Origin of the sequence: Actinoplanes sp. M2I2 (assembly GCF_023544445.1) — a bacterium.
Lineage (GTDB): Bacteria > Actinomycetota > Actinomycetes > Mycobacteriales > Micromonosporaceae > Actinoplanes.
On sequence record NZ_JALPVJ010000019.1, the window covers coordinates 123,479 to 139,390 of the forward strand.

Sequence of the window (15,912 nt, forward strand, 5' to 3'; positions counted from 1 at the left end):
TGACCTCGGCAACGGTTTCGTATCTGCGAGTTCAAACCGCTTCTCAGCCTCGCAAGTGCGGGCCTATGGTGACCCGGTGACGACCTACCGCATCGGCGAGGCCGCCGAACTGCTCGGCGTCAGCGTCGACACGGTCCGGCGCTGGGTCGACGCCGGGCGGTTGCCGGCCGACCGCGACGACCACGGGCACCGGCACATCGCCGGCGTCGATCTGGCCGCTTTCGCGCGGTCGAGCGCCGACGAGCCCGACCCGGGCACAGGCCGCTCGTCGGCCCGCAACCGGCTGCGGGGCATCGTCACGGCGATCACCCGCGACTCGGTGATGGCCCAGGTCGACATCCAGGCCGGCCCGTTCCGGGTGGTGTCGCTGATGAGCCGCGAGGCGGTCGACGAGATGGGGCTCGAGGTGGGTTCGACGGCGGTCGCCGTCATCAAATCGACCACCGTGGTCGTGGAACGAGGAGACGACAGATGAGACGCGTTCTGACCGCAGTGGCCCTGATCGCCGTGTTCACGACCGCGGCCTGCGGCGGCGGCTCGGGCGACAGCGGTAACGAGGCGCCGGCCGGGGGCGGCGCCTCCGGCAGCGCCGGGTCCGGCGCGACCGGAGAACTTGTCGTGCTCGCCGCGGCGTCGCTGACCGAGTCGTTCGACCGGATCAAGCAGGACTTCCAGGCCCAGAACCCCAACCTCCAGGTCACCATGGCGTACGGCGGAAGCTCCGGCCTGGCCCAGCAGATCACCTCGGGGGCCCCGGCCGACGTGTTCGCGGCGGCCAGCCCGGCCACCATGAAGACCGTCGTCGACGCGGGTGACGCGAACGGCGAGCCCGTCGTCTTCGTGCGCAACCAGCTGGTCATCGCCACCGCCAAAGGCAACCCCGAGGGCATCCGGACCCTGTCCGACCTGACGAAGCCCGACCTCAAGGTGGCGCTCTGCGCCGAGCAGGTGCCGTGCGGCTCGACGGCGACCAAGGCGTTCGCGGCCGCCGGTGTCCGGGTCACGCCGGTGACGCTGGAGACGGACGTCAAGTCGGCCCTGTCCAAGGTTAAGCTGGGCGAGGTCGATGCCGCCCTGGTCTATCGCACGGACGCGAAGGCGGCATCGGCCGATGTGGACGGCGTCGAGTTCCCCGAGTCGGCCGGCGCGATCAACGACTACCCGATCGTGACGCTGAAGGACGCGCCCAACCCGGCCGCGGCCGCCGCCTTCGTCGCCTTCGTCCGCAGTGAGCCCGAGCTCAAGGTGCTCACCGACGCAGGGTTCCAGAAGCCCTGAGCGCCCGGCGACCGGGCGCGTCGAGGATCCCGCTCGCCCTGGCCGTCCCGGCGGCGCTCGGCCTGGCGTTCCTCGTCCTGCCCCTGGCCGGGCTGCTGATCCGGGCGCCGTGGTCGACGCTGCCGGAACGCCTCACCGAGCCGGGCATCCTCGCCGCGCTGCGGCTGTCGCTGGTGACGGCGAGCCTGGCCACGGTGGTGTGCCTGATCCTGGGCGTGCCGCTGGCCTGGGTGCTGGCCCGCCAGGAGTTCCCGGGCCGGCGGCTGGTGCGGGCACTGGTGACCGTGCCGCTGGTGCTGCCGCCGGTCGTCGGCGGGGTGGCGCTGCTGCTGGTCTTCGGCCGGCGCGGGCTGCTCGGCGAGTGGCTCGACCAGACGTTCGGGGTGAGCCTGCCGTTCACCACGGCCGGCGTGGTGGTGGCCGAGGCGTTCGTGGCGATGCCGTTCCTGGTGATCGCCGTGGAGGGCGCCCTGCGCGGCGCGGACGCCCGCTTCGAGGAGGCGGCGGCCACGCTGGGCGCCACCCGCTGGACGGCGTTCCGGCGGGTCACGCTGCCGCTGATCGCGCCCGGGGTGGCGGCCGGCGCGGTGCTCTGCTGGGCCCGCGCGCTCGGCGAGTTCGGGGCGACGATCACCTTCGCGGGCAACTTCCCGGGGCGTACGCAGACCATGCCCCTGGCTGTCTATCTGGCCTTGGAGCAGGACGTGGACGCGGCCATCGTGCTCAGCCTCGTGCTGCTGGCCGTGTCGGTGGCGATCCTGGCCGCCCTGCGCGACAAGTGGGTGGCGCCGTGAGCCTGGTCGCGCGGTTGGACGTACGCCGGGAAGGTTTCTCGCTCGAGGTCGACCTGACCGCCGAGCCGGGCGAGGTCGTCGCGCTCCTCGGCCCGAACGGCGCGGGCAAGACCACGACGCTGCGCGCGCTGGCCGGTCTGCTGCGGCTCGACGGCGGCCACATCACCCTCGACGGCGTACGCCTGGACCAGCTCCCGCCCGAGCAGCGCCGCATCGGTGTCGTGTTCCAGGACTACCTGCTCTTCCCGCACCTCAGCGCGCTCGACAACGTCGCCTTCGGCCCGCGGTGCCGCCACGTGCCCAAGGCCGACGCCCGCCGCACCGCGCAGGAGTGGCTCACCCGGGTGGGGCTGGCCGAGCACGTCCGCAAGAAGCCCCGGCAGCTCTCCGGCGGCCAGGCCCAGCGGGTGGCGCTGGCCCGCGCGCTCGCGACCGAGCCCCGGATGCTGCTGCTCGACGAGCCGCTGGCCGCGCTGGACGCCCGCACCCGCCTCGACACCCGCGCCCACCTGCGCGGCCACCTCGCCGCCTTCGGAGGGGCGACGGTGCTGGTCACCCACGACCCGCTGGACGCGCTGATGCTGGCCGACCGTCTGGTGATCATCGAAGAGGGCCGGGTCGTGCAGACCGGCGACGCCGCCACGATCACCGCCCAGCCCCGCACCGACTACGTGGCCCGCCTGGTCGGCCTCAACCTCTACCGGGGCCGGGCCGAGGGTTCGACGGTCGCCCTGCCCGACGGCTTCGCGCTGGTCACCGCGGCCGAGGAGCACGGTGAGGTCTTCGTCGCCTTCCCGCCCTCGGCGGTCGCGCTCTACGCGAGCCGCCCCGACGGCAGCCCCCGCAACACCTGGCCGGCCACGGTCACCGCGGTCTCCCGCCACGGCGACGCCCTGCGCATCGAGCTGACCGGGCCCCTCCCCGTCGCGGCCGACGTCACCCCGGCCGCGGCCGTGCATCTCGGCCTGGAACCGGGCCGCGAGGTCTGGGCCACGGTGAAGGCCACCGAGGTGCGCGCCTACCGCGCGGTTCAGTAACGTACGCGGCGAGATCGTCGACGACCCTCGACCCGGTCTCGTTGCAGCACCTCGGGAGTGACGACGTGGCATTGACGAATGATGTGTTCGGCCGGCCGACCAGACGGCAGGTGCTGATCGGTGCGGCCGCGGCCGGGGCGGTGCTCGGGGCCGGAGCCGGCGACCGGGCTGCGCACGCCTCCTCGGCCCCGGTGACGCGGTCGCTGCGGTCCGGCGAGCGGCTTCCCGCGATCGGGCTCGGCCTGGTGCCCGGCGCGAGCCTTCAGGTCGTACGGGTGTTCGCGCAGGCCGGCGGTCGCGTGGTCGACACCTCCCGGCTGGACGACCGATCCGAGGTCGCGTTCGCTTCCCGGCGCGACACCGGCGACCTGTTCCTGACCCGGACGGTCGGCGCGGTCGCCGCACAGCCCCGGCCGGGCCGCCGGATCGACGCGGTGCACGTGGGCGAGCTGGCCGGTGTCGACGAGATGGTGCCGGCGTTGAAGCGGTGGAAGGACGCGGGACGGGTGAACCACGTCGGCGTCAGCCATCATGAGCCCCGCTACTTCCCGGCCATCGAGATCCTGATGCGCAACGCCGCGATCGACGTCGTGCGGGTCCGTTACTCGCTTCTCACCCGGGACGCCGAGGCGCACCTGCTGCCCCTCGCGGCCGAGCGCGGCATCCCGGTCATCGCCACCATGCCGATGGAACAGGGACGTCTGCACGCGCTGGTCGCCGGCCAGCCGGTGCCACGGTGGGCAGCCGGCTTCGGCGCCACGACCTGGGCCCAGTTCTTCCTCAAGTACGTTTTGGCGCACCCGGCCGTCACCGTGGTCGTGCCGTCCTCGAGCAGCCCCGCCCACGTGACCGAGAACATGGCCGCTCTGCGCGGCCCGCTACCCGACGAGAGCCAGCGGGCACGCATGGTCGACCACCTGACCGCCCTGACGGGCTGAGCCACACGTCGCGGGCTCAGCGCATCGCGTCGCGGGCTCGGCTCAGCGCATCACGTCGCAAGCTCAACTCAGCGCATCACGTCGCAGGCTCAACTCAGCGCATCACGTCGCAGGCTCTACTCAGCGCATCACGTCGCAAGCTCAACTCAGCGCATCACGTCGCAGGCTTGGCTCAGCGCATCGCGTCGCAAGCTCAGCTCAGCGCATCACTTCGCGGGCTTGGCTCAGCGCATCACTTCGCGGGCTTGGCTCAGCGAATGACGTCGCCGACCGGGAGCACGGTCATGCCGCGGCTGGAGATCGCCCGCATGATCGCGGCGAAGTCGTCGCGGTTGCAGTCGGCGCTCGAGGCCGGGGTGCCGGCGACGATCCGGTGGAAGCACAGGATGAGCCAGCCCCCGGAAAGCTGGGCGCGGTCGAGCAGTCCACCCGGTCCGGTCAGGTTGGCCGGGTTGGCCAGGCCGGCGCTCGCCGAGCTGATCCCGGTGAGGGACCGCAGCCGGGTCGGCATCGGCGGCGGCACGGCCTCACGCGTGTCCTCGGCGATGATCGACCGCCCGGTGGAGAAGTAGCGCGCCACCAGCGACTCGACACTGACCCCGTCCGTCGTCTTCCCGAACCGCCCGCCGGGGTAGGCGAACGAGTCGCCGTGGAAGCCGTTCTCGACCAGCCAGCCCCGGAGCGCGGCGGCGTCGGCGTCGACCACGGCCGCGGTCGAGCCGTCGTAGCGGGCCTCGTGGACGGCGCCCTTGTAGGCGTGGCCGGCGACCTCCCAGCCGGACAGATTCTGCGCCGCCTTGAGCTGGGCCAGGTTGTATTTCTGGGCCGTGCCGATCTGGTCGGCGATCGTGTAGGTGGTGCCGCGGAAGCCGTAGGTGTCCATCGCCGGGCGGCCGTTGTCGAAGACATCCGACCACGAGTCGTCGAACGTGATCGAGACCAGGCCGTTCGCGTAGGACGTCTTGGTGTCGTCGACGATCTCGACCGACTGCAGCCGGACGGTGCACGGGCCGGTGCCGGCGTCGATCACCTGGAAGCGCAGATCGGTGAAGCCGGTCCGGGTGGAGGGAACACGGTCCGGAGTCAGCGAGAAGCTGCCGGCCGCGGCCTGGACGTCGCCCCACTGCAGAGTCACCATGACCCATTCGCCGGACTGCACCCAGTTCTGCGTCGTCGTGTTGGTGTGGGCCCGCCAGCGGAAGTTGTTGGCCAGGCCCGACGTGCCGACGTAGAAGCTGATCCACCGCAGCTTGGTGACGTCGGAGACCTTGAACAGCAGGCGGATCGCCTTGCCGGTCAGGTTGAGCGGCGCCCCGCCGAGCCGCTGGACGTTGGCTTGGTCGACCGAGGCCGCGTTCGCGGTGGCGCGCCCGGCGGTGGTGATCGAAACCGACTGCGTCCCGCGGACGAACTCGGTGGTGTCGTTGAGGTTCGACGTGCCGACGTTGCCGCCGGTGGTGCTCCAGCCATGGCCGGTCTGGAAGTTCTGCGTCCAGGAGGCCGGGGCCCACCTCGGAACCGCCCGCGGTGCGATGATCGGCACGAAAGAATTCCTCTGGTCGACGGTGGCTGGTCGGGCAGTAGCTGGTCGGACAGTGGCCGGTCGGACGGTGGCTGGTCGGACGGTGGCTGGTCGGACGGACCGCTACTCGGACAGCCAGGCTCGCGCGTTCTGCAGCGGAACAGCGAAGAAGGTCGCGTTTCCCCACCGCAGCTTCTGACCGGGCTTGTCCAGAGGCTCGATCATCCAGGCGCTGACCACGCGCCGCCCGTCGATGTTGACGCTGTCACCGCCCCGGCCGTCGGCGAACTCGATGTCCCGGAGCCATCCGACGCCGTCCTGGTCGCCGCGCTGTCCCGCCGAGAATTCCACGACGAGATCACCGACCCGGGGGCGTTTCATCCGTTCCCGGAGTTCGGCGCTCAAATAGGGCATGTTGGGCGCGAGCGTGGCGCACCACAGTTCGTTGGCCAGTACGGCGATCAGTTGCGTCCTGCTGGGTTGCACCGCGAGAGTATTTCACGTGCGTTTCGACAGATGAAGGCCCTGCGAGATGCCTCACTCAGCTGCTGGTCAGGACGGCTGGGTGACGGGACCCGCCGGCGCCGCGCCGCCGTTCTCCCGCTTACCGACGACCCCGCCGCCGAGGTACGTCTCGACGAGGTCGGCCCGGACGACCTGGGCGCGAGCGTCGTCCTCGGTGATCGCGCTGCCGTCCGCCTCCGCCACCAGGGAATACACGAGGTAGTGGCCCCGCACCTCCCAGGCCAGGTTGGCGGCGGCCCGGCTGACGATGTCGGACGGCCCGCCCGCGAGCAGACCGCCGAATCGGCCCGTGCCCTTGTCGACGGCCTCCTTGATGGCAGCCGCCGCCTTCTCCGTCTTCGCCCGGCTCTCGAGGTTGAAGAGGCCGGCCGTGATGACCAGGGCGCCGTCGGGCGAGGTCATGGTGGCCCGGACCACCTGCGTGCAACCGGCCGTGGCCAGCTCCTGAGCGATGGCGCCACTGGCCGCCGCGTCGCACTTGGCCGTTTCCTGCGTCTTGAGAACCTTGTAGGCCCCGTCGGCGCCGGGAACCGTGGCGGACGGGAAGACCTCGCGGACGGTCAGCGGCGAGGGGTCGGCGCCGCGGTCCGCGACCCGGAGCTCCTGCGCGGTCGGCGGCTTGTCGGAGCCGCGCAGGTAATACCAGCCGCCACCGCCCGCGGCGGCCAGCACGAGCAGGAGCACGAAGACCAGCGGCTTGCGGGAACGGCGTTCGGGCTCGGGCTCGAAGGCCGGGAGGGGTGCGGGTTCCTCTTGGGGCGCGCCGCCGTACTCACCGGGACGACCGTAGGTGCCGCCCGCGCGATAAGGCTGCCCTCCGTCGCCTTGCGGCGCCGGCCGCCGGCCGGGCACACCGGGACTGACCGGGGCCGGACGCTGACCAGGCACAGCCGGGCTGACCGGGGCCGGACGCTGACCGACCACGCCGGGACTGACCGGGGCCGGACGCCGGCCGGGCCCACCGGGGCTGACCGGGGCCGGACGCTGACCGGGCGCAGCGGGGCCGGTCGGCGCCGGCCAGGGCTGACGCGCGGGTGGAGCCGGCGGGGCGCCGGAGGACGGGGCGTAGGGACGTCCGCCGTACTGAGTGCCGGTTCGCTGCGGCGGAACGTCGCCGTGCCGCGCGGTGTCGGGCGGGGCCCACTGACCCTCGGACGAGCCGTACCCGCGCGAGGGGTCACGCCGACCGTAATCGTCGGTCACGGCGTCGAAGGCTCTCGAGGGCACGGGGCATGCACAGCAGAGATTGGACCACCCCGCGCCGGATTCGTCAGCCCCGGCCAACGTGTTTTTTATCGCGAACAAGATCCGATTGATGGCTTTTGAGGCAGCGTGCGTGCTTGATGCAGCGTACATATCGGACAAATCAAGCGACCGATCAGTGGTCTCCGCGGACAGAATTCGGGCGGGCACCATGGCGGCGTACCTGTGTGTAACCTGTCTCCCGCTGCCACGAGCAGTTCACCCCTTGAAGAAAGCTGGGTTTACGTGGGCGCCCACCTAGGTTTGTTCCAAATTCTGCTCGTCGCGGCCGGCATCGTGATCACCTTCGCGCTGTCGATCCGCCTGTTCTGGCGGCGCGGGATGAAGCCGTGACGAAGGCTGCCAAGACGGCACGATGGACCCCGGGACGGGCACTTCCCGCGGTGGTCCTCATGGTGGGTGCCGCCTCGTTCTGGCTCTATCACCACGTGACCCGGTTCGAGAACTTCGACACCGACGTCTCGTCGTACGAAGTGGTCTACGCGTTCGCCTTTGTCGTCTTCTTTCTGCAACTTCTGCTGGCGACTTTCGACCGGCCCAAGCGGGTCACCCCGAAACAGGCCGCTCAGCTGGCGAAACTCAAAGTGGTGGCGGTCGTCCCGCTCTACAACGAGGACGTCGACGCGGTCATCGCGACCATCCGGGGCCTGCTCGCCCAGACCCGGCAGCTGGACGCCATCTTCGTCCGGGACGACGGTTCCAACAAAGTGGACTATCTGCCCACCGAGCTGTGGGCGATCGAGGCGGCCAACGAGGCCAACATCCCGCTCGTGTGGGTCCGCGACCTCAACCGGGGCAAGCGCGCGACCCACGTCGCGGCCTCGCTGCGCTTCGCCGGCTGGGCCGACGCCTACCTCACGATCGACTCGGACTCGGTGCTCTCCCCCGACGCGCTCGAGAACCTGCTGATGCCCCTGGCTGACCCGAAGGTCATGTCGGTCGCCGGGGTGTTCTTCACCTACAACCTGAACGGCCCGATCGCCCGTGGGGTCGACCTGATCTGCACGGCGTCGCAGCTGACCGACCGGTCGGCCACGTCGGCGCTGGGCTCGGTGCTCGTCAACTCGGGCGGGATCTCGCTCTACCGCGCCGCGGTGCTCGACGACTGCCGGCACGGCTACGCGAACGAGGAGTTCTTCGGGCGCCGCGTCGAGTTCTCCGACGACTCCTACCTCACGCTGCAGGCGCTCATCCGGGGCAAGACCGTGCAGCAGTCGAACGCCTTCGCGTTCTGCGTCATGCCGGAGAAGATGAGCAACCACCGCCGGCAGTTCCTGCGCTGGCTGCGGGGATCCTTCATCCGCTCCTTCTGGCGGTTCAAGTACCTCCCGATGCACCGGATCGCCTACTGGCTCCACCTGGTGAAGTGGATCCAGACCGTCGGTTCGACCATCATCGTAGGGTCGCTGTTCGTGGTGAAGCCGGTGGCCGACGCCATCGCCTGGGCCCGCGGCGGGGACACCGATGCGCTGGTCGCGGACGGCAAGCTGCTCCTCACGGCACTCGCGGGACTGATCGTTTTCGGCTACCTTCAGCTGCTGCGCATCTTTACCGTCCGTCGGTCCGATCAGTCCCGCGCGGCCCAGCTGGGCTGGTACCTCCTGCTCGGTCCGGTCACGACGCTCTGGCAGTGGTCGGTGCTGCGAGTGTGGCGGCTCTGGGCGATCGCCTCCTGCATGCGGTTCAAGTGGGGCACCCGGCAGACGGTCGAGGTCTCGATCGGAGGTGACCATGAAACGGTGCTTGCTAGTGCTGCCGCTGCTGCTACTGGCTGGATGCGCGACGAAACCCGAGTCTTCTTTCCAGGGCCGGCAGAGCGCGAGCGTATCGAGCGATACCGCTCCTCCCGCTAGTGCCATCCATGCCACGGTGGCCATGCTCAAGGAGGACAAGCCGGTCTTCGGGGTCACGTCGGACAAGCCGGCCGCGGCCGAGTCCGACGAGATCGCGGACGAGACCGGGTGCCGGCCGAAGTGGCGGGGCGTCTACGCGTCGATCGGCTCCCCGCTCGAGCTGTCCCGGCTGACCGAGGCGGCGGGCATCCCGTTCCTCACCGTGCAGCCGAAGGACCTGAGTACGAAGGTCAAGCAGAAGACCTGGTCGCTGGCCTCGGTCGCGGCCGGAAAGCAGGACGCCAAGCTGCGGGCCGTGGCCGAGACCGTCGCCGAGTACGGCGACCTCGTGGTCATCCGGTACGCGCCCGAGATGAACGGCAACTGGTCGCCCTGGGCCGCCGGCGTCAACGGCAACACCCCGGCCGAGTACATCAAGGCCTGGCAGCATGTCGTGACGTTGTTCCGGAACGCGGGCGCCACCAACGCCCTGTGGCTCTGGTCCCCGAACATCACCCGTGGCGCTACGGTCCGCGGCCTGTCCCAGTTCTGGCCGGGTTCGAAGTGGGTCGATCTGGTGGGCTTCACCGGTTACGGCGTCGGCAGCTCGTCCTTCGGCTTCGAGTCGAGGGCCGGTCAGACGTTCGACCCGACCATGAAGCTTCTCGCCCGGTACAAGAAACCGGTCGTGCTGTCCGAGACCGGGTCCAACGGGGTCAACAAGTCCAAGTGGATCACCAGCCTGGCTCCGTGGTTGCAGGCCAACCCGAACGTCATCGGGCTGATCTGGACCCAGGCGCCTCCGCCGCACTCCAGTGCGGACTGGCGGTTCGACGAGACGCCCGAGAGCCTGAAGGCCTTCAAGAAGTCGCTCGTCCCGCACATGACCTGTCTCAGTAAGTAAACATGACCTGTCTCAGTAAGTAAGCAGTTCCCCTCAGTTCAGTCCATCAGCAACAAAGGAGCGACCGTGGCGGTCGACATTGTCATCATCGGGCTCGGATACGTCGGGCTTCCCCTCGCTCGGGAAGCGACCCTGGCGGGCATGTCCGTCGTGGGTTTCGACGTGAACAAGGCGATGGTCGAATCCCTCAACGCCGGTCGGTCCCATGTGGATGACCTGTCGGACGACGACATCGCCGACATGACGCGGCGGGGCTTCACGGCCACGACCGACGCGAGCGTGATCGCCACGGCCGACGCGGCCGTCATCTGCGTTCCGACGCCGCTGCTCAAGGAGGGCGGCCCCGACCTCGGCGCCGTCCAGTCGGCCACCGAGGCCGTGGCCCGCCACCTGCACCCGGGGATGCTGGTCGTGCTCGAGTCGACGACCTACCCGGGCACCACCGACGAGCTGGTGCGCCCGATCCTGGAGACCGGTGGCCTGCTCGCGGGCAAGGACTTCCACCTGGCCTTCTCGCCCGAGCGCATCGACCCCGGCAACAAGGACTTCGGCCCCGGCAACACGCCGAAGGTCGTCGGCGGGCACACGCCGGCCTGCACCGAGGTCGCGGCGGCCATGTACGGCCGTTTCGTCGACACCGTCGTCCGCACCAAGGGCACCCGCGAGGCCGAGACGGCCAAGTTGCTCGAGAACACGTACCGGCACGTCAACATCGCCCTGGTCAACGAGATGGCCAAGTTCTGCCACCGTCTCGACATCGACCTGTGGGACGTCATCCGGGCGGCGTCCAGCAAGCCGTTCGGGTTCCAGGCGTTCTACCCGGGTCCGGGCGTGGGCGGTCACTGCATCCCGATCGACCCCAACTACCTGAGCCACAACGTGCGCCAGCGGCTCGGCTACCCGTTCCGGTTCGTCGAGCTGGCCGAGGAGATCAACGCGACCATGCCGGCCTACGTGGCGCGGCGGGCCCAGAACATCCTGAACGACGCCGGGCTGGCGACCAGCGGCGCTAACGTCCTGCTGCTCGGGGTGACCTACAAGGCGAACATCGCGGACGAGCGCGAGTCGCCGGCCGTCCCGCTGGCCCGTGACCTCAACGGTCTCGGGGCCAAGGTCAGCTACCACGACCCGTACGTCGAGGAGTGGCACCCCGACATCGACGTCGTGCGGGCCGACGACCTGGAAGGCGCGGTGGCCTCGGCCGACCTGGTCATCCTGGTGCAGAACCACCGCGACTACGACGCCGACCGGCTCGCTGCCACGGCCAAGCGCTTCTTCGACACCCGCGGCGTCACCCGCTCCGACGACGCGCAGCGCCTCTGACGAGCACCGCAGGGCATAAGGAGGCCCCCGGAGGGGGATAGTGGTCGGATGCGTGAGTGGGTCGACCATGTGATCTGGTGGCACGTCTATCCGCTGGGGTTCGGCGGCGGGTTCAAGCGGCTGACCGGCTGGCTGGACTACGCCGTCGAACTGGGGGCCAACGGCCTGCAGCTCGGGCCGATCTTCGCGTCCGAGACCCACGGGTACGACACCGTCGACCACTTCCGGCTCGACCCCCGCCTCGGGGACGACGCCGACTTCGACGCGCTCGTGGCCGCCTGCCGGGAGCGCGGCGTGCGGATCATGCTCGACGGCGTCTTCAACCATGTCGGCCGCGGCTTTTCGGCGCCCGGGCACTGGTTCAAGCACACCGCGTCCGGCGAGCCGGCGGTCTTCGAGGGCCACGGCTCGCTGGTCGAGCTGAACCACGACGAGCCCGAGGTGCTCGACCACGTCGTCCGGGTGATGGATCACTGGCTCGGCCGGGGCGCCTCGGGCTGGCGGCTCGACGCGGCCTACGCGGTGCCGCCGGCGTTCTGGCGCGCGGCCCTGGACAGGGTCCGGCCCGCCCGGCCCGAGGCCTGGTTCACCGGCGAGGTCATCCAGGGCGACTACGTGGGCTACCTGCGTGACAGCGGCCTCGACTCGATCACCCAGTACGAGTTGTGGAAGGCGATCTGGAGCAGCCTCAACGACGGCAACCTGTACGAGCTGGCGTGGGCGCTCAAGCGCGGCAACGAGGTGCTCGAGGCCGGGCTGCCGCTGACGTTCGTCGGCAACCACGACGTCACCCGGATCGCCAGCAAGCTCACCGACGAGCGGCACCTCGGTCACGCGCTGGCCGTGCTGTTCACCGTCGGTGGCGTGCCGAGCATCTACTACGGCGACGAGCAGGGCTTCCGCGGCGTCAAGGAGGACCGGGCCGGGGGCGACGACGCGATCCGGCCGGCCTTCCCCGAGCGGCGGGACGACCTGGCGCCGTACGGGTGGCCGGTCTTCCGCCTGCACGAGCGTCTGATCGGCCTGCGCCGCCGGCACGCCTGGCTGGTGCGCGGGCGCACGACGGCCGAGCACCTGACCAACACCGCGGCCGCGCTGGTCTCGACGGACGGCGCCGACCGGCTGGTCACCCTGCTCAACATCGGCGACGAGCCGTACACCTTCCCGATCGACACCGCCGGGCTACGGGTGATCGAGACGGACGACGCGACCGGTGACCGATCGCCGGCGACCGTCCCGCCGCACGGCTGGTCGATCCTGGCCCGCTGACCGATCCCGGCCCGCTGACCGATCCGGGCCGCTTTTCGGTCCGGGCGGCTGAGAAAATCATCACCGCGTGCTCGGCCTCGTCACCGCCTAGCCTGACAAGCATGCAGGCACTCGAGCTGACCGACTACCGCGCCGCCGTCGCGCGCATGTACCTGGCCGACACGAGCCTCGAGGAGTTCCGCGCCGAGCGCGACAAACTGTTCGGCACGCATCCGCAGTCGGCGATCGCCGAGGACGAGCGTGGATCCTTCGCGGGCCTGCGCTACCTGCCCCGCAACGACGACGTGATCGTCGAGGCCGACGTGCGCCCGGCGTCCGGTCAGATCGACATCGACACGGGTGGGGCCGACGGGGTCGTGCACTACAACCGGGTCGGCGTCCTCGAGACCCCGTTCGGCGAGCTCTCGCTGTGGTGGATCGCCGCCTACGGGGGCGGGCTCTTCCTGCCGGTGCGCGACGCGACCTGCGGCAAGGGCGCCTACGGCGGCGGGCGCTACCTCACCGACACGGTCAAGGGCACCCACGGCCGGGGCTTGCAGATGCTTTCCCGTACGCGGGTCCGGCTCGATTTCAACTACCTCTACAACCCGTCGTGCGCCTACGACGACGCCTGGCTGTGCCCGCTGGCCCCGCCGGAGAACACGGTGAGCGCCGCCATCGAGGCCGGCGAGCTCACGTACCACTGAAGCGCACCGCCGCGTAGGCCGCCCGGGCCAGCCGCGCGCCCCAGGTCGAGCGGGGCCCGGCGTACGCCGCGACCGGCCCGTCGGCCGGGCAGAGCACACACACCGCGTCGGTCGGCGTCCCGGTCGCGTCCCAGCCCAGGTCGCGGATGGCCTGCGCCTTCGCCTCGGTCACCGTGGCCACCGCGTTGACCAGCGCGCCCGCGCTGAGCCGGGCCGGCACCCAGGCCACGACGTTGACCGTGCCGACGCGCGGGCCCGGCTCCACCGGCGGGGCGGCGGCCCGGACCGGCACGCCGAGCCCGACGGTGGCCCAGAGCCGCACGCCGTCGTCGTCGGTGCTCACCACGTCGGCGACGTTCACCCCGGTCAGCAGGCCCACCCCCGGGCCGCTCAGGCCGAGGTCGCCGGCGATGGCGGTCAGGTGGTCGGCCGGGTCGTCGCGGTCGTAGGACATCGGCACGGTCGCGTTGACGATCCAGCCGCACGGCCCGATGCCGCCACCGAGAACGGCCGACGAAATGGCCAGTACCGGCTCGGGCAGCCGCCAGCAGAGCACCGGCGTGTCCCCGCCGTCCTCGGTGCGGTGGGTCAGGGTGGGCTCGGGCAGCACGACCTATGCCCTCGGCCCGGACGACTCCTCCAGGCCCGACAACTGCGATCCCTCTGGGCCCGGCGACTGCGACTCCGCGCCGCCCGACAACTGCGAGCCCTCACGGCCCGACGACTGCGACTCCGCGCCGCCGGACAACTGCGAGCCCTCATGGCCGGACGACTGCGACTTCGCGCCGCCGGGCGACTGGGAGTCTTTGCGGGCGGACCACTCCGGGGCGAGGACGGCCCAGACCTGGCTGTCGTGGCGCACGCCCTGCCACGGGAAGTTGGCTCGCAGGGTGCCCTCGTGGGTCATGCCGAGCCGCCGGGCCACACCAGAGCTGGCCACATTGTCGGGGCGGCAGTGCCACTCGACGCGGTGGACCGCCCGCTCGGTGACCAGCCAGTCGATCAGCCGGGCCGACGCCTGGGTGATCAGCCCGCGGCCGGTGCCGGCCGGCTCGAGCCAGCAGCCGATCTCGCACGCGTCGGCGTACGCGTCGAAGTTGAACGCCATCACACCGCCGACCAGGACGCCGTCGAGCCAGATGCCGAGGATCCGGCCCTCGCCGCGGGCCTGCAGATCCGCGTACCGCTGAAGGGTCTTCCGCGCCGTCTGCAGCGTGGTGCTACGGCTCGCCCACGCTATCCACGGGTCGACGAAGGCTCGCGCCCTGTCCATGTGAGCGAGGAACTCCTCGGCCTGCCACGGCTCCAGCGGCCGGAGCTCAGCGCCCCTGCCCAGATCGACCTTGAACACGGGGACAGCCTAGCGCCGCCCCCACTCTCGGCAACGGGGTCGGCGGAGGCTCCCGGAGCACCAGCCGCCGTACAGCGGAAATTTCGACTTCGCCTGGCGTCCACTCACCGCCCTTAGATTGACGATCATCGATTTCAGGAGGAACGCATGAGAATTGGTCGATTGATCGCGGCCGGGGCAGCCGGGGTGCTGGCGGCGGCCGGGCTGGCCGCGCCGGGGCAGGCCGCGCCGAGCCGGGCCGAGCTGGCCCTGCGCTGGGCGCCGGTTCACTACCAGGACGTGGACTCCACCGGCAGCCACGCGCTGAGCGGCAAGAGCGACTTCATTACCCGCTACGACTTCGACGGCAATCTGAACGGGCGTGACAACTGGGACAACACCGGGAAGAACACTGCCGCGGCGGCGTACTACTCGGTGCTCGAGACCGGCACCCACTACTACCTCTCGTACTTCTTCTTCCACCCCCGCGACTGGATCGACCACCCGTTCTTCGAGACCGAGCACGAGAACGACGGCGAGGGCGTGCTCGAGATCGTCGAGAAGGACGGCTCGACGTACGGCAAGCTCAAGGCCGCGGTCACGGTGGCGCACAGCGACTTCTTCTCGTACGCCGCGGCCGGCAGCGACTGGGCCAACGGCAGCGAGACGATCGACGGCACCCTGCAGCTCAAGTCGTCGCCGCACGACTCGTTCCAGCACCCGGTCACCGCGCAGGAGCGGGGCGGGCACGGGCTCAAGGCGTGGCCGCAGTACGACATCGACGGTGACGGGATCGTCTACTACCCCTCGGCCACCGTCTCGGAGTCGCCCAGCGGCGCCGACGACCGGGACGTGCGGTACCAGCTGATCGACGTGTTCGCGGGCGGCGGCCTGTGGGCGCAGCGCAACAACACCAACCTGTTCGCCAACCTGGGCACCTTCGCCGGCGACACCACCGGCGGCTGCGGCACCGGGACGTACTCGTGCGGCACGAACTCGGCCAACGCGCCGTGGGGCTGGGACGACGGCAACGACGTGCCCGCGCGCGGCGAGATCGCCACCGACCCGGCGAAGCTGGCCGCCTCGTACTTCAAGGTGCCGGGCTCGCTCGACCGCGCCTACAGCTACAACCCGTACTCCGGCGCCGCCGCGGCGCTGAAGGCGGCTCGCAACCTGCCCCCGACGGTCGACTAGTTCGTCAGGGCGCTCCT

16 protein-coding genes are annotated in these 15,912 nt (G+C 70.7%); 11 read left to right on the forward strand and 5 right to left on the reverse strand.

Annotated features, from left to right (window positions below; translation table 11 throughout):
• Positions 1-76 precede the first annotated feature (76 nt).
• The 5 genes from HJC40_RS33750 (at position 77) to HJC40_RS33770 (ending at position 4,047) form a co-directional block, all read left to right on the forward strand.
• A complete protein-coding gene (locus HJC40_RS33750) occupies positions 77-475 on the forward strand; it encodes a TOBE domain-containing protein (RefSeq protein ID WP_250007443.1) in 399 nt (132 codons plus the stop codon).
• Entirely contained in the window at positions 472-1,278 is an 807-nt protein-coding gene (modA, locus tag HJC40_RS33755) for a molybdate ABC transporter substrate-binding protein (RefSeq protein ID WP_250007444.1), read from the forward strand. Before HJC40_RS33750 ends, modA begins: the two co-directional genes overlap by 4 nt.
• Complete coding sequence (locus HJC40_RS33760; RefSeq protein WP_250007487.1) at positions 1,275-2,072, forward strand: ABC transporter permease; 798 nt, start codon at positions 1,275-1,277, stop codon at positions 2,070-2,072. Before modA ends, HJC40_RS33760 begins: the two co-directional genes overlap by 4 nt.
• Positions 2,069-3,109, forward strand: coding sequence for an ABC transporter ATP-binding protein (locus tag HJC40_RS33765; RefSeq protein ID WP_250007445.1), 1,041 nt, complete (start codon positions 2,069-2,071; stop codon positions 3,107-3,109). The genes HJC40_RS33760 and HJC40_RS33765 overlap by 4 nt, the downstream gene beginning before the upstream one ends.
• Positions 3,110-3,174: 65 nt before the next feature.
• Positions 3,175-4,047, forward strand: a complete 873-nt coding sequence (locus tag HJC40_RS33770; protein WP_250007447.1) for an aldo/keto reductase — start codon at positions 3,175-3,177, stop codon at positions 4,045-4,047.
• Positions 4,048-4,297: 250 nt separating this feature from the next.
• On the opposite strand, the gene HJC40_RS33775 is transcribed toward HJC40_RS33770, so the two are convergent.
• The 3 genes from HJC40_RS33775 to HJC40_RS33785 form a co-directional block, all read right to left on the reverse strand.
• On the reverse strand, positions 4,298-5,590 hold the full coding sequence (locus tag HJC40_RS33775) for a polysaccharide deacetylase family protein (RefSeq protein WP_250007448.1): 1,293 nt from the start codon (positions 5,588-5,590) through the stop codon (positions 4,298-4,300).
• Positions 5,591-5,692: 102 nt separating this feature from the next.
• Positions 5,693-6,055: a hypothetical protein gene (locus HJC40_RS33780; protein ID WP_250007449.1), complete on the reverse strand. Its 363-nt coding sequence runs from the start codon at positions 6,053-6,055 to the stop codon at positions 5,693-5,695.
• 66 nt (positions 6,056-6,121) lie between these two features.
• The gene (locus HJC40_RS33785) at positions 6,122-7,297 is read right to left on the reverse strand and encodes a hypothetical protein (protein WP_250007496.1); all 1,176 of its coding nucleotides are present in this window, start codon (positions 7,295-7,297) and stop codon (positions 6,122-6,124) included.
• 389 nt (positions 7,298-7,686) lie between these two features.
• On the opposite strand from HJC40_RS33785, the gene HJC40_RS33790 reads away from it, so the two are divergent.
• The 5 genes from HJC40_RS33790 (at position 7,687) to HJC40_RS33810 (ending at position 13,371) form a co-directional block, all read left to right on the forward strand.
• Positions 7,687-9,210: a glycosyltransferase family 2 protein gene (locus HJC40_RS33790; RefSeq protein ID WP_250007450.1), complete on the forward strand. Its 1,524-nt coding sequence runs from the start codon at positions 7,687-7,689 to the stop codon at positions 9,208-9,210.
• Positions 9,211-9,232: 22 nt separating this feature from the next.
• Entirely contained in the window at positions 9,233-10,093 is an 861-nt protein-coding gene (locus tag HJC40_RS33795; RefSeq protein WP_250007489.1) for a glycoside hydrolase family 26 protein, read from the forward strand.
• Between the two features lie 66 nt (positions 10,094-10,159).
• Complete coding sequence (locus tag HJC40_RS33800) at positions 10,160-11,416, forward strand: nucleotide sugar dehydrogenase (RefSeq protein WP_250007452.1); 1,257 nt, start codon at positions 10,160-10,162, stop codon at positions 11,414-11,416.
• A 48-nt stretch (positions 11,417-11,464) separates the two neighbouring features.
• A complete protein-coding gene (locus HJC40_RS33805) occupies positions 11,465-12,685 on the forward strand; it encodes an alpha-amylase family glycosyl hydrolase (RefSeq protein WP_250007453.1) in 1,221 nt (406 codons plus the stop codon).
• 101 nt (positions 12,686-12,786) lie between these two features.
• The gene (locus HJC40_RS33810; RefSeq protein ID WP_250007454.1) at positions 12,787-13,371 is read left to right on the forward strand and encodes a DUF1684 domain-containing protein; all 585 of its coding nucleotides are present in this window, start codon (positions 12,787-12,789) and stop codon (positions 13,369-13,371) included.
• On the opposite strand, the gene HJC40_RS33815 is transcribed toward HJC40_RS33810, so the two are convergent.
• Together HJC40_RS33815 and HJC40_RS33820 are read right to left on the reverse strand one after the other, a co-directional pair.
• Positions 13,358-13,981 (reverse strand): adenosylcobinamide amidohydrolase, encoded by a 624-nt coding sequence (locus tag HJC40_RS33815; protein ID WP_250007455.1) that lies wholly within the window; start codon positions 13,979-13,981, stop codon positions 13,358-13,360. The genes HJC40_RS33810 and HJC40_RS33815 overlap by 14 nt on opposite strands.
• 3 nt (positions 13,982-13,984) lie before the next feature.
• Positions 13,985-14,722, reverse strand: coding sequence for a GNAT family protein (locus HJC40_RS33820; protein ID WP_308200978.1), 738 nt, complete (start codon positions 14,720-14,722; stop codon positions 13,985-13,987).
• A 147-nt stretch (positions 14,723-14,869) separates the two neighbouring features.
• Here HJC40_RS33820 and HJC40_RS33825 point away from each other — a divergent pair, with 147 nt between their 5' ends.
• A complete protein-coding gene (locus HJC40_RS33825) occupies positions 14,870-15,895 on the forward strand; it encodes a hypothetical protein (RefSeq protein ID WP_250007457.1) in 1,026 nt (341 codons plus the stop codon).
• The last annotated feature ends 17 nt before the right edge of the window (positions 15,896-15,912 follow it).